This is a genomic window from uncultured Winogradskyella sp. (assembly GCF_947495255.1).
In the GTDB taxonomy this organism is placed as follows: domain Bacteria; phylum Bacteroidota; class Bacteroidia; order Flavobacteriales; family Flavobacteriaceae; genus Winogradskyella.
Genome location: NZ_CANLYI010000003.1, coordinates 59,410 through 72,004 on the forward strand (window position 1 = coordinate 59,410; position 12,595 = coordinate 72,004).

At 30.8% G+C, this 12,595-nt stretch carries 16 protein-coding genes; 9 read left to right on the forward strand and 7 right to left on the reverse strand.

All coding sequences use genetic code 11. From position 1 onward, the window contains the following. Positions 1-5: 5 nt before the first annotated feature. Entirely contained in the window at positions 6-164 is a 159-nt protein-coding gene (locus Q0807_RS05040) for a hypothetical protein (RefSeq protein WP_299107109.1), read from the reverse strand. Positions 165-917: 753 nt separating this feature from the next. Then, positions 918-1,442 (reverse strand): hypothetical protein, encoded by a 525-nt coding sequence (locus Q0807_RS05045; protein ID WP_299107111.1) that lies wholly within the window; start codon positions 1,440-1,442, stop codon positions 918-920. Between the two features lie 196 nt (positions 1,443-1,638). Here Q0807_RS05045 and Q0807_RS05050 point away from each other — a divergent pair, with 196 nt between their 5' ends. Beyond that, positions 1,639-3,102: an aminoacyl-histidine dipeptidase gene (locus Q0807_RS05050; protein WP_299107113.1), complete on the forward strand. Its 1,464-nt coding sequence runs from the start codon at positions 1,639-1,641 to the stop codon at positions 3,100-3,102. Positions 3,103-3,269: 167 nt separating this feature from the next. Here Q0807_RS05050 and Q0807_RS05055 read toward each other — a convergent pair whose 3' ends face one another. The 3 genes from Q0807_RS05055 to Q0807_RS05065 all read right to left on the reverse strand — a co-directional run bounded on the left by Q0807_RS05055 (position 3,270) and on the right by Q0807_RS05065 (position 6,094). After that, positions 3,270-4,433 carry a peptidylprolyl isomerase gene (locus tag Q0807_RS05055; RefSeq protein WP_299107116.1) on the reverse strand — a complete coding sequence of 388 codons (1,164 nt, stop codon included), beginning with the start codon at positions 4,431-4,433 and terminating at the stop codon, positions 3,270-3,272. Continuing rightward, a complete protein-coding gene (gldI, locus tag Q0807_RS05060) occupies positions 4,426-4,959 on the reverse strand; it encodes a gliding motility-associated peptidyl-prolyl isomerase GldI (RefSeq protein ID WP_299107119.1) in 534 nt (177 codons plus the stop codon). Before gldI ends, Q0807_RS05055 begins: the two co-directional genes overlap by 8 nt. Before the next feature lie 100 nt (positions 4,960-5,059). Next, positions 5,060-6,094: a bifunctional oligoribonuclease/PAP phosphatase NrnA gene (locus Q0807_RS05065; RefSeq protein ID WP_299107121.1), complete on the reverse strand. Its 1,035-nt coding sequence runs from the start codon at positions 6,092-6,094 to the stop codon at positions 5,060-5,062. Between the two features lie 392 nt (positions 6,095-6,486). Between Q0807_RS05065 and Q0807_RS05070 the strand changes: the two genes are divergently transcribed. Next, positions 6,487-6,906: a nucleoside-diphosphate kinase gene (locus tag Q0807_RS05070; RefSeq protein ID WP_299107124.1), complete on the forward strand. Its 420-nt coding sequence runs from the start codon at positions 6,487-6,489 to the stop codon at positions 6,904-6,906. Between the two features lie 109 nt (positions 6,907-7,015). Here the strand turns inward: Q0807_RS05070 and Q0807_RS05075 are convergent, their stop codons facing one another. After that, positions 7,016-7,429, reverse strand: a complete 414-nt coding sequence (locus tag Q0807_RS05075) for an MFS transporter (protein ID WP_299107127.1) — start codon at positions 7,427-7,429, stop codon at positions 7,016-7,018. Positions 7,430-7,644: 215 nt separating this feature from the next. On the opposite strand from Q0807_RS05075, the gene Q0807_RS05080 reads away from it, so the two are divergent. From Q0807_RS05080 to Q0807_RS05110, 7 genes are all read left to right on the forward strand, one after another. Next, positions 7,645-8,067: a DUF2141 domain-containing protein gene (locus Q0807_RS05080; protein ID WP_299107129.1), complete on the forward strand. Its 423-nt coding sequence runs from the start codon at positions 7,645-7,647 to the stop codon at positions 8,065-8,067. Between the two features lie 63 nt (positions 8,068-8,130). Further along, the gene (locus Q0807_RS05085) at positions 8,131-8,757 is read left to right on the forward strand and encodes a M48 family metallopeptidase (protein WP_299107132.1); all 627 of its coding nucleotides are present in this window, start codon (positions 8,131-8,133) and stop codon (positions 8,755-8,757) included. A gap of 13 nt (positions 8,758-8,770) precedes the next feature. Then, positions 8,771-10,123 (forward strand): histidine kinase, encoded by a 1,353-nt coding sequence (locus Q0807_RS05090; RefSeq protein WP_299107134.1) that lies wholly within the window; start codon positions 8,771-8,773, stop codon positions 10,121-10,123. Positions 10,124-10,135: 12 nt separating this feature from the next. Beyond that, positions 10,136-10,462: a 2TM domain-containing protein gene (locus tag Q0807_RS05095; protein WP_299107136.1), complete on the forward strand. Its 327-nt coding sequence runs from the start codon at positions 10,136-10,138 to the stop codon at positions 10,460-10,462. An 11-nt stretch (positions 10,463-10,473) separates the two neighbouring features. Further along, entirely contained in the window at positions 10,474-10,812 is a 339-nt protein-coding gene (locus Q0807_RS05100) for a 2TM domain-containing protein (protein WP_299107139.1), read from the forward strand. A gap of 19 nt (positions 10,813-10,831) precedes the next feature. Further along, positions 10,832-11,158, forward strand: a complete 327-nt coding sequence (locus tag Q0807_RS05105) for a 2TM domain-containing protein (RefSeq protein ID WP_299107141.1) — start codon at positions 10,832-10,834, stop codon at positions 11,156-11,158. A 50-nt stretch (positions 11,159-11,208) separates the two neighbouring features. After that, positions 11,209-11,964, forward strand: coding sequence for a LytTR family DNA-binding domain-containing protein (locus Q0807_RS05110; protein WP_299107143.1), 756 nt, complete (start codon positions 11,209-11,211; stop codon positions 11,962-11,964). 47 nt (positions 11,965-12,011) lie between these two features. Here the strand turns inward: Q0807_RS05110 and Q0807_RS05115 are convergent, their stop codons facing one another. Further along, the gene (locus Q0807_RS05115; protein WP_299107145.1) at positions 12,012-12,572 is read right to left on the reverse strand and encodes a hypothetical protein; all 561 of its coding nucleotides are present in this window, start codon (positions 12,570-12,572) and stop codon (positions 12,012-12,014) included. Positions 12,573-12,595 lie beyond the last annotated feature (23 nt).

The following is a 12,595-nucleotide window of genomic DNA, read 5'->3' on the forward strand; positions in this document are numbered from 1 at the left end:
ATCGCTTAAATAGCAGGTTTGTTTATTTTACCAACAATAAGTAGTCCAAATCCACAACCAATAAATAAGCCAGAAATAAAATCGGTTAAATCATTTTCTAAGGTAAATTGAAGAACAACTCCAATTACTAATATTATTAAACCTATACTTCTTACTTTATTCATTTTTTTTAGAGTTTGTATGTGGTTCGTAAAGAATCAATGTGCTTGTAAGTAATTTGCTCCGCGTTAAAGCAACTAATTTAGTAATTAAATTACAGATAGAATATTCCGCGAAGATTTTCTTGAGTAGGCTTTAGATCAGCAATTGATTATACATGGTATTACCTACGTTATTTTTTTAATTGATTCGGATATTTAAAATTTGACCAAAACCAATTAGTCACATATTCGGAACCAAGAGTAAAATAATCCTTATGATAGTTTTTCTGATTTTTAAATAGAATTATTCCTTTTTCACATCTGCCATATCTAGCATAATCAATTGTTTTGAAAAAAATATTTTTAATATCGGTTTTGGAATAGTGATGTTTAAAATTAGGGCGTAAAAGATATTCTACTGTAACATTAAAATTATCACCTATTAAATGTCGGACGATTATTTTTCTACCGATAAGAATAAAAGTTATTATTCCGATTGATAGACTTACAATTCTGCTCAGACTTTTGTTTAAGTTAATGATATTATACATTACAAAAAAAACGGTAAGAATACAAAATGCAGAAATTAAGAGTGTAATTACGATATTCTTATATTTTGATTTGTGAATTAGTTTCATTCAAATTGTAGGTAATGTTTGTTGTTTTGTTAGTGCATGCTTAATCCCATAATCTAAGGAATAATAATTGAATAAAAAATCCTCAGGAATGCCAGGAAGTCGGAATTAATCGAGCAATTAATTATACCCAGTATTTTAATTAGTTTTTTGTTTCCCAAGTCCATAACCCTAATTCGTCATATGACTCAAGAGTCAAATTCAGTGCTTTAGAAATATTTGGATTGTCATAAGAACTGTTTTTAATCCATTTTTCAATTATATCTCTTTTGTTTTCAATAGATTTCAGTTCAAACAATTCGCTGTGTTTTGCATTTTCATAAAGGTCTTTTTTTAGGATTTTATTGTCAATTCCCCATTTTTTGAAAATTGGAATAAATTCAATTAATTCAGTTGGTAAATCTTCATTATTGATTTTTGGTGTTAAGTCACTTTTTTTGTTTTTTAATTCCGCTAAATGATTGGCTTTTATTTCATTTTTTTTGTGTTCTATTTTTTTCTTTTTATAAATTCCCTCGTAGAATATATGCCCAATAAATACGGCATAAATTGTAGCCATAAAATAAGGGTTTTTAACGGATTCAAATTTCTGAATTTTCGTAATAAAATATATTACAATCCAAAAAATCGCAACTAAAATCAGTCTAATTTGTTTTTTTTTATCCATTCAGTTAAATTAAACACAACATCTAAATATACATAAGTAATTTAAAATTTAAGAAATTCACTACAAAATTCAATCTATAACAAATAGGAATTAAGCTATGAGATAATCTAATTTTTAAGATTCTGAAACATCTGCATAATCACAAAGAAGACTGCTTCATATTTCGTAAATTTGTAATTCAATAAATTAGAGACATATGAGTTCAGAAATAAGAGACTTAGAACCAAAACAACTTTGGAATAAATTCGCAGATTTAAATGCTGTACCACGACCTTCTAAAAAGGAAGAGCGCGTGATTCAATTCATGAAAGATTTCGGAAATAACTTAGGTTTAGATACCATAGAAGATGAAGTTGGTAATGTGATTATCCGCAAGCCAGCAACAAAAGGTATGGAAGATAGAAAACCTATTGTGATGCAAAGTCATTTAGATATGGTGCACCAAAAAAATAACGATACCGTTTTTGATTTTGATACACAAGGTATAGAAATGTATATTGAAGGTGATTGGGTTAAGGCAAAAGGAACAACGCTTGGTGCAGATAATGGATTAGGTGTGGCTACAATTATGGCTGTTTTAGAAAGTGATACTATTGCACATCCTGCTTTAGAGGCTTTATTCACTATTGATGAAGAGACAGGTATGACAGGAGCACAAGGTTTAAAAGGTGGTTTGTTACATGGAGAAATCCTTTTGAATTTAGATACAGAAGAAGATGATGAAATTGGTGTAGGTTGTGCTGGTGGAATTGATGTGACTGCTACACGTGATTATACTGAGGAAGAAACACCAGAATTTAAAATTGGTTATAAAATTACAGTAAAAGGTTTACAAGGTGGACATTCTGGAATGCAAATTCATGAAGGTTTAGGTAATGCCAATAAACTAATGAACCGTTTATTATTTGATGGTTTTGAAAACTTTGGATTGCGTATTTCTGAAATTGATGGTGGAAGTTTACGTAATGCTATACCTAGAGAAAGTAATGCAACAGTGGCTATTGATGCTGTACATAAAGATGCTTTTGAAGCTGAAATGAAAGATTTCGCTGATATGCTTAAGCTTGAATTTAAAACCATGGAACCAGATTTAGAGATTGTTATTTCTGAAATTGAGACTCCAGAGAAAATTATGGATTTAGGTGTGCAAGAAGGTTTAACTAGAGCTTTATATGCAGCTCATAATGGTGTTTATCGTATGAGTCCAGATATTGAAGGTTTAGTTGAAACATCAAATAATATCGCTAGGGTTATTGTAAAAGATGGCCATATAAAAATAGGTTGTTTAACACGTAGCTCTGTAGAAAGTACAAAAGAAGATTTAGCAAATACATTACGCGCTACATTTGAGTTAACAGGTTGTGAAGTAGAGCTTTCTGGTGATTATCCTGGTTGGGCTCCAAATATGGATTCTGACATCTTAAAATTAATGGTGCCTATTTACGAGCGATTAAATAATGGAGAGAAACCTCATGTTGCGGCTTGCCACGCAGGTTTAGAATGTGGAATTCTAGGAACTAATTATCCTGATATGGATATGATTAGTTTTGGCCCAAATATTAAAGGTGCGCACTCACCAGATGAACGCGCTCAAATTTCTTCGGCTCAGAAGTATTGGGAATTTGTATTAGAGATTTTGAAAAATATCCCTAAAGCTTAATTTTGTTCCTTGCAGGTCTTAAAGACCTCACAGGAATAAAATTAATAACAAAATACCTGTCAGGTTTCCAAAACTTGACAGGTATTTTACTACAATATAAAATAAAAAAGTAGCTGTACTATTAACATAGTGTCAGCTGCTTTTTTTATTTATAGTAGAGTATAAAACTATTTTTTAATACTTGCTAATTCAATATCAAATACTAAGTTAGCACTTGGTGGAATAACAGGAGGATTTCCTCTTTCTCCATAACCTAAATAGTAAGGTATAAATACTCTTGCTTTATCTCCAATTTTCATGTTGAGCATTGCTTCTCTAAAACCAGCAATTAAACCTGCTGTTTTATTGTATGGCATGTCAAAAGACTTGTAACGACCTGCTTGGTCAGTACGTTCGTCATATTTACCATTCTTCTCAGCAACATCTTTCCAAGTAGTCCAAAACAATTCGCCATTTTCTAGATAACCAGCACATTCAATATTTACACGGTCTGTAGCTTCTGGAGTTACACCATTACTTTCATGTGTAAAAATCATAGCCATACCAGTTGGTGATTCTATTTTTCTTCCTTTTAAATCTTCGTTCTTTTTTAAGAAAGCAATCTGTGCTTGTTTAGCTAATTCTTCAGCTTCCTTTTTAGCTTCTTCCTTAATCTTAGCTTGTCTCTCTTTAATTTTAGGTAACTCTTCAGTAAATACCTTTGCAGCATCAAATGCTTTAGCATCAGCACCTTTTCTTATAATGTTAAGCTTAGTGATTACAACATCTTCAACAGGTTTGTGATTTCTAGCTCTTGGATCAATTACTTTAACGTTAGATATAGAATCTTGTACATCTAAACCTTCTACTAATTCTCCAAAAACAGCATGTTTATTATCTAATCTTGGGTCAGGTCTTTCCATAATAAAGAATTGACTTCCATTACCATTTGGTCCACCATTTGCCATAGATAAAATCCCAGGTTTATCATGTTTTAAACCAGGATAAAATTCGTCATCAAATTTGTATCCAGGATCTCCCATTCCTGTTGCTGTTGGGTCTCCACCTTGAATCATAAAACCATCTATAACTCTATGAAAAGTTGTGCCATCATAATACGGTTTTCCTTTGTATTCATCTTTAGCTAAAGGATGGTTTCCTTCTGCTAATGCTACAAAGTTAGCAACAGTTACAGGTGCTTTGTCTGTATATAATTTGGCTACCATTGTGCCTTTGTTGGTTACAAACTCTGCATAAAGTCCATCTTCTAAATTAGGATATTGAACTTGACAAGAAAAATTTACAGTTAATAATAATACTGCAACGATTGTAGTAAGCGTTTTTTTAATCATTTGTTTTAATTATTGTGTTTAAGGTTACTTCGCAAATTAAAGGAACATTTGTTCCTATTTTATGTTCGTCTCCATAATATCCAAAAGCTTTTTGGGATGGAAATATAAATGTTGCCGATTCGGTTGGTTTTAAAAGTTTTAAGCCTTCGCGCAAACCTGTGAACAATTCTTCCTTGTCCATTACATAGGTTTTATTGGTATCTGCGTAAATTTCATCACCTTCAATAGTAGAAACATCAAAAGTGAAATCTACAACGTCTCCAAATTGTGGTTGTGCAGTTTCATTTTCAATTTGTGTGTTATAAGAATACCAAAAACCACTTTTTGAAGCGATATAGTTTCTTCCAGGATTACTATTTATTACATCTTGAATTTGTTTGTGCTCTAGTTCGTTCAACTTTTTATTTCGTTCGGCTGAAGCTTTTAAAAATGAACCAGATTGAACTGATTCTGGTAGTCTTGCTTCGGGCGATTTGCAGTTGAAGCATACCAGAGAAATGGCGAATAAAATGAGTAGGTTTTTCATGAGTTTATGTTTATATTTTTTAATATGTCACATGCTGTTCGCTAATAATCCTTTTCTTAAGTGATTTAATTTTGATCATGCTCGTTTCACATTAATTATATTAATGTCCGTTTTGGGTTAGGGACAATTCGTTTTTATACTGTGGTAATATACTAATAAAATTATTTATAGTACTTTCCATGTCGTCATCACTACGTCCACCTGCAGCATTTGTGTGACCTCCTCCATGAAAATGAGCTCTAGATAATTCATTAACAGAAAACTCACCTTTACTACGTAATGAGATTTTAATGATTTGATCTTGTTTGCTTTCGGTAAACATGGCAGCAAAAATAATTCCTTTTAAGGATAACGCATAATTAACAAAACCTTCGGTATCCCCTTTTTTAAAGTTAAATTCATCTAACTCTGCCTGAGATAAGGTAATGTAAGCCGTTCTTAATTCCGGAATCACTTTTAAATTCTGCATTGCTCTACCCAATAATTGTAAACGACTGTAACTATTAGTATCGTATATATTATTGTGTATTTGAGAATTTTCAGCACCTTTTTCAATTAAATTTCCAATAACTTGATGCGTTCTTGCCGTTGTTGCCGGAAATCTAAAAGAACCAGTATCTGTCATAATACCGACATATAAACACGTTGCTATTGTAGCATTAACCTTTTCTTTATCACCAAGCATTTCAATGAAATTATAAACCATTTCACATGTAGAAGACATGGTGACATCAGAGTACATATATTTTGCATAATCGTCTGGTTGCTGATGATGGTCTATCATTAATTTAGTGGCTTTAGATTGCTCTAAAACTTCTGCCATTTGATGACCAGCTCTATGGAATGCATTAAAATCTAAGGTAAAAATTAAATCTGCTTTTTCAATAAGCACATTACTTTCTTCTTGTTGGGTTTCAAATTTTAAAACCGTGTCGTCACCAGGTAACCACTTTAAAAAATCTGGATAATCATTTGGTGCAATAACAGTAACCTCATGATTGTATAATTTTAAATAATGATACAAACCAAGTGTAGAGCCCATTGCGTCACCATCTGGATTTCTATGTGGAACTATTAGAATGTGCTTTGGTGTACTTAAAAGCGTTTTTATTTCTGGAATCTGTGTTTTAATCATAAGTGGCGAAGATACGTTTTTCAGATATTTTGAAGAATACTTTTAATATGAAATTAAGACTATAACATAATCTGTCATTCATTTTTATAATGGTTTTCTAGTCAATTTGTAGATCTTTTTTTAAGTTAGAATGATTAACATGCTTCAACATGAAAATGATTTTATTTAATATCAATAACGTCACCTTGCTCGAAATGATTTATTTAGAATTATAGACGAATTTATTTTGAATAAGTAAACTAAAATAAGATTGGTTATGAGTGCTTTAAAGTCTAATTGCTTTTTTTAAATGGGCTTAAAAGCTGTGAAAATGACTGCTATTTATTTATTGAATGTCACTCTTGGTTAATTAAAGAAATACATTACTTTTGCACCTCATTAAAAAAAATAACATGGCAACTAACAGAACATTTACAATGTTAAAGCCTGATGCTGTTGAAAAAGGACACATTGGCGCAATATTAGAAAAGATTACAGCTTCAGGATTTAGAATCGTAGCGATGAAGTTAACGCAAATGACTAAAGCAGATGCTGAGGAATTTTACGCAATACACAACGAACGTCCATTTTTTGGAGAGTTAGTAGAATATATGACTCGTGGACCAATAGTTGCAGCAGTTTTAGAAAAAGATAACGCTGTTGAAGATTTTAGAACTTTAATTGGTGCTACTAATCCTGCTGATGCAGCTGAAGGAACTATCCGTAACATGTTTGCAGATTCAATTAGCGAAAATGCAGCTCACGGAAGTGACAGTGATGATAATGCAGCTATTGAAAGTGCTTTCCATTTTGCTGGAAGAGAAATGTTTTAAGTTAAAACATTATATAATATTAAAAAAGATCATCTGTGAAGATGGTCTTTTTTTGTTTCTATTTGATTTGTTTTTATCCGTTTTACAGTTGCTAACAATTCTTCAATCATTATAATCTATGGTTTTCAAAATCTTTTCTAAATTGATTCTCAGTTGGTCTAATAGAAATAATATAAAGTATTATTAGCATCCCAAATACTATAAAATCTGGTTTTACAAATAATATAAGAAATGCAGCTCCTTCAAGAAGCGCTAAACGCATAATTGTAGCAATTTGATAAAAAGGTATTTTGTCCTCTAACTTTAAGTTTGAATCTACTTTTTTAATTTGAGACTTGTATAAATAGTTGCCAGCCAATATTGCAATCACAGGAATCATAAGATAAATATAAGAGGATCCATCTATAACAGGAAATTTTAAATCGGCTAAAACGCTTAGGTCACTCAATAGGATATAAGCAAATATAACACCAGCACAAATAGCCAGATGAATGATCTTTACAATTTTTAATTTCTCAGCCATTAGTTATTTTTTATTATTCAATTATAGATAGTTTAACTATTGTTAAATCTAACAAATAAATTCAATACTCAGTTAGTATTCTAATCAGAAATGGGTTTTGTCTTCTGCATTTTCTTATATTCTACAATTCATCATATAAAAAATACATTTCGGTAAGTTCAGTTTTAGAAACATGGACTTGTGTTCGATATTTGTATCAAACAAAACTATTAACCATGAATTTACTCGTAAAAATTATAGTTATAATACTGATTAGCTTTTTAAGTTTTCAGGCAGAAGCACAAGGTAAGTTTACCATTACTGTAAAAGTTGAGCATGCTAATAGTAACGACGGAAAAATGTTTGTTGCACTCTATAATACTGAATCTGGTTTTTTAGAAAAATCTTATAAAGGTGAAATAAGTGGTATAGCAAATAAATCTTGTACGGTTTTATTTAAAGATATTCCAGAAGGCGTTTATGCAGTGTCTCTTTTTCATGATGAAAATGATAATGGTAAAATAGACACTAACTTTTTTGGTATTCCTAAAGAAGATTATGGCTGTTCTAATGGAGCAACTGGTTTTATGGGACCGCCAAAATGGGAAGATGCTAAATTTCAATTAACTAAAAATAAATCAATAACTATATCTCTATAATTTTAAAAATATAACGAAATGAAATCGAAGATTCACCAATGTCAAAAGAAAAATAAATATACCATGAGTAAAAGTATAATAATCATCGCTTTACTTGTTGTTACAGGATTTACACAGGCACAAACAAATTTTGAAAAAGGAATGACTAAAGCCTTTGAAATTTGGAAAAACGGAAACACTGATGACGCTGAAAATATGTTTGAACGTATAGCAAAGGCAGAACCAAAAGAATGGTTGCCGAGTTATTACATTGCACAAATCAACAGTTTAAAAAGCTGGAATGAGAAAGATGAAACCATTTTAAAAGCACAGCTAGATAAGGCTCAAGAGCATTTAGATTTAGCAATGACTATTAGTGAAGATAATGCGGAATTAATAGTAATGCAAGCACAAATTTTAACTAATTGGGTTGTTTTTGATGGAATGACTTATGGTATGAAATATGGTGGTAAGATTTCAGAATTATACAGTAAGGCTTTAGAGTTAGAACCAGAAAATCCAAGAGCAACGTTTTGTAAAGCAGATTGGAACTTAAATAGTGCAAAATACTTTGGAAAAGATACAGCACCATTTTGTGAGGATATAGAAACATCAGTAAAACTTTTTGATACCTTTAAACCAGAGAGTGAGTTTCATCCTAATTGGGGAAAAGAGCGTGCAGAATTTGTAGCAAAAGAGTGTAAGGCATAATAAATTAGAACATATGAATAAGTCATTAAAAAAAATCATATTAACTATTGCAATCGGAAGTGCTGTATTTGTAATTGGACATCTGTTCTTTGGAGGTTTTGATTTTAAATCTGTTAATGATTTTTTAATTGACTTTGGGTTTTATCAACTCTATGCATTTGTATTAGGATATTCTAATATGGCGTTTTTTGATTATATGGAAAAGCGTCAATGGAAAACTGGAGACACAGTAAAACGTATTGTTTACGGAATAATTGGGAGTACAATTATAACTTTAAGTGGTCTGTTCTTATTAAGAGCTTTTACTTCAATTGTGATTTATAGTTTAGATTTTGAAACATTTTTAAATAATGAATCTTGGCAAGGCTATTCTTTTGGTTTGTGGATAACACTGTCTGTTGTTACTGTCTTTCATGTTATATATTTCTACAATCGTTATCAAAAAAATAAGATTAAAGAGCAAAAGGTTATTGCTGGTGCTGCAAGTGCAAAGTTTGATGCTTTAAAAAACCAGTTAGATCCTCATTTTTTATTCAATAGTTTAAATGTACTAACGAGTTTAATAGAAGAAAACCCAACTGCAGCGCAAAAATTCACCACCTCATTATCTAAAGTATATCGCTATGTTTTAGAGCAAAAAAGTAAAGAGTTAGTTACTGTAGATGAAGAGTTGAATTTTGCCAGAACCTATATGTCGCTTTTAAAAACGCGTTTTGAGGATAGTATAATTTTTGAAATACCAGATAAAGCGTCTAACCCAGAAAGTAGAGTTGTACCCTTATCACTTCAGCTACTTTTAGAAAATGCAGTAAAGCACAATATGGTAACGTCTAGCAAGCCGTTGCATATTAAAATATATGAAGACAAAGGTCACTTGGTGGTGATGAATAATCTTCAATTAAAACAAATTGTTAAAAAGAGTAGTGGTGTAGGTTTAGAAAATATAAAACAACGTTACAGTCTATTATCAGATAGAAAAGTTATCATCAATCAAAGAGCAAAAGATTTTGCAGTAGCAATACCGATGCTCACAAAACAAGTATCAATCATGAGAACAACACAACAATCAAAAGAACGTCTTAACGACGATTATGTAAGAGCTCGTAAACGCGTAGAAGAATTAAAAGGATTTTATTATAGTTTAATATCTTACGTATTTGTTATCCCTTTTTTAATATTCATTTGGTACACCTATTCTAGGTACACTATACAATGGTTTTGGTTTCCAATGTTTGGTTGGGGAATAAGTTTGGTGGTTCAAGCTTATAGGGTATTTGTAGATGATGGCGCCTTTGGTGCAGGATGGGAAAAACGCAAAATAGAAGAATATATGCGTAAGGAAGATGATACTAAACGTTGGAATTAAAATTTAAAAATAATGGATACACAAGACACTAATTTAGAATATATAAAAGCTAAGAATAAAGTTGAAAAACTAAAGCGATTTTACACGCACTTAGTAGTTTACATTGTAATAAATACAGTTATTACAGCTGTAAAAGTGATGAACAATTTAAATAATGGCGAAACGTTTGAAGAAGCTCTATACGATTTCTCGACATTAGCAACATGGGTTGTTTGGGGAATAGCGCTTGCTATACATGCCTTTTCAGTATTTGGTCTTCCTTTATTTTTGGGTGACGATTGGGAAGAGCGAAAAATAGAAAAGTATATGAATAAAGAATTAGGTAAAGATAAAAATTAAATCATTTAGCGATGGAAAAATATAATATAGAACCTTATGATGAGCATAAGGATTCAAGAGATTTTAAAAAGGAAGAGGCGTATTTAAGAGCGAAGAAAAAAGTTGATGCTATTGTTGGTTTTTACTGGCATTTGGCTGTGTATGTTATTGTAAATTTATTTTTAATTATTCTCATAGGCGTTAACGCAGGTTTTTCAGGCTTTGGTCCTTATGCGACTGCAACATTTTGGGGAATAGGATTAGTATTTCATTTCTTGGGAGTTTTTGGACCAAATTTTTTCTTTGGAGAAGATTGGGAGAGCAAAAAAATTGACGAGTTTATGGAGAAAGAACGCGAACGTTGGGAGTAATTAATTCAATAATTTTAAAATGATGACATTAAATAAAGACGAGAAAGAATCTTTTTATAGAGCCCAAAATAAAGCAAAACGAATTAGAAATTTTTATTTGCACTTAATCTTATATTTTATAGGGATTGCACTAATTGCGTACAATTTTTATATCATGTCAGGACCTTATACAAACATAATTACTGGTGTAAATATTACAACTATAGTATTATGGTCTATAGTAATTATTGTACATGGATGGAGTGTTTTTAAAGGACAACTCTTTTTTAAGAAGAGTTGGGAAGATAGAAAGGTAGAACAGTTTTTAAAAGAAGAGAAAGAAGAAGAAACCACCATGTGGGAATAATGCCTTTCATTTTTTTGATTTAAAACAAAGTCTAACAAAAAGTATTAGTAATGAACGTAATAATTATAGAAGACGAAAAACCATCAGCAAGACGTTTGCAACGTATGTTGGCAACTCTAAATTTTGAAGCCGAAACCATGTTACATTCTGTTGAAGAATCTATAGATTGGTTTCAGAATAACGAACATCCAGATTTGATTTTTTTAGATATTCAGTTAAGTGATGGTTTGTCTTTTGAAATTTTTGAAGCTATTGAGATAAAATCGGCAGTAATATTTACAACCGCTTATGATGAATATGCCTTACAAGCCTTTAAACTTAATAGTATTGATTATTTATTAAAACCAATTGATGATGACGATTTAAAAACTGCTCTTGAAAAATATAAAGGAAGAGCTCCTCAAAAGCAATCGGTCACTTTAGATTTTAATGATATTAAGAATCTATTGGTTAATCCTATAGAGCGTGAATACAAAAAGCGTTTTTCAGTAAAAGTGGGTCAGCATTTAAAACTTATAAATATTGAAGATATAGAATGTATTTATAGTGAAAATAAAGGGACTTATGCTTTTACCAATGAAGGTAGAAATTATCTCTTAGATTCTACTTTAGATCAATTGGAAGACGAGTTAGAACCTGATGTGTTCTTTAGAATTAGTAGAAAATTCTATGTGAATATAAATGCTATAAAAGATATGGTGAGCTACACCAATTCTCGACTTCAGATAAAACTAAACCGTTTTAATGAGCAAGATATTATTGTAGCTAGAGAGCGTGTAAAGGATTTTAAAAATTGGTTAGAATAATAAAATATTATCGGACAAATTTTAATTTTTAAAATAGATTGGCTTCATTAATTTATCTCACGATTCTTATACAATTCAATAGCTTTTAAATAATTTTGAGCACCTTTCATACTCAAATCATTAACAAATCCATCTAATTCAGGATGGTTAATCTTAATCCAATTAACAAGAGTATCTACCTCTTTTGCCCAAACTTTCCAGTTTACGTTACTACAATCTAATTCTTCAATCTTAGATATTTTTCCTGATTGAAATAGGAACTGATAACTACAAGTCAAGGGATTATTCTTAAGGAATTTAAATTTTGAACAACTAATAGAAACTGTCGCAATATATTTCTCGTCTATATAATCTATGGATATCAATTCATATTCAGGCTTAAAAACAGAATCCCATTTAAATTGTTTGTAGTAGCTCTCTTGTGTGAAATAAGTAGTGTAACCTCCATAAACAGTTGTAAGACTATCCGATAATACGTTTTTAACGAGTTGGTAATTTGATGTTTTAAAACCTTTGTAATATGTTGTTATTAGTTCAGATTCTAGGTTTTGTTTATTAGAACAACCAATAATTAATAGTAAAATGAAAATTAAAAAGATATTTTTCATAGGTTCATGGTTCCTTTATTGAT

What these genes read in the sequence shown, in the direction of transcription:
- Q0807_RS05085 (WP_299107132.1), top strand. Translation starts at nt 8,131, where the DNA reads ATGAGTAAAAGTATAATAATCATCGCTTTACTTGTTGTTACAGGATTT.
- Q0807_RS05040 (WP_299107109.1), bottom strand. Translation starts at nt 164, where the DNA reads ATGAATAAAGTAAGAAGTATAGGTTTAATAATATTAGTAATTGGAGTT.
- Q0807_RS05115 (WP_299107145.1), bottom strand. Translation starts at nt 12,572, where the DNA reads ATGAAAAATATCTTTTTAATTTTCATTTTACTATTAATTATTGGTTGT.
- Q0807_RS05050 (WP_299107113.1), top strand. Translation starts at nt 1,639, where the DNA reads ATGAGTTCAGAAATAAGAGACTTAGAACCAAAACAACTTTGGAATAAA.
- Q0807_RS05045 (WP_299107111.1), bottom strand. Translation starts at nt 1,442, where the DNA reads ATGGATAAAAAAAAACAAATTAGACTGATTTTAGTTGCGATTTTTTGG.
- Q0807_RS05070 (WP_299107124.1), top strand. Translation starts at nt 6,487, where the DNA reads ATGGCAACTAACAGAACATTTACAATGTTAAAGCCTGATGCTGTTGAA.
- Q0807_RS05105 (WP_299107141.1), top strand. Translation starts at nt 10,832, where the DNA reads ATGATGACATTAAATAAAGACGAGAAAGAATCTTTTTATAGAGCCCAA.
- Q0807_RS05065 (WP_299107121.1), bottom strand. Translation starts at nt 6,094, where the DNA reads ATGATTAAAACACAGATTCCAGAAATAAAAACGCTTTTAAGTACACCA.
- Q0807_RS05100 (WP_299107139.1), top strand. Translation starts at nt 10,474, where the DNA reads ATGGAAAAATATAATATAGAACCTTATGATGAGCATAAGGATTCAAGA.
- Q0807_RS05080 (WP_299107129.1), top strand. Translation starts at nt 7,645, where the DNA reads ATGAATTTACTCGTAAAAATTATAGTTATAATACTGATTAGCTTTTTA.
- Q0807_RS05055 (WP_299107116.1), bottom strand. Translation starts at nt 4,433, where the DNA reads ATGATTAAAAAAACGCTTACTACAATCGTTGCAGTATTATTATTAACT.
- gldI (WP_299107119.1), bottom strand. Translation starts at nt 4,959, where the DNA reads ATGAAAAACCTACTCATTTTATTCGCCATTTCTCTGGTATGCTTCAAC.
- Q0807_RS05095 (WP_299107136.1), top strand. Translation starts at nt 10,136, where the DNA reads ATGGATACACAAGACACTAATTTAGAATATATAAAAGCTAAGAATAAA.
- Q0807_RS05110 (WP_299107143.1), top strand. Translation starts at nt 11,209, where the DNA reads ATGAACGTAATAATTATAGAAGACGAAAAACCATCAGCAAGACGTTTG.
- Q0807_RS05075 (WP_299107127.1), bottom strand. Translation starts at nt 7,429, where the DNA reads ATGGCTGAGAAATTAAAAATTGTAAAGATCATTCATCTGGCTATTTGT.
- Q0807_RS05090 (WP_299107134.1), top strand. Translation starts at nt 8,771, where the DNA reads ATGAATAAGTCATTAAAAAAAATCATATTAACTATTGCAATCGGAAGT.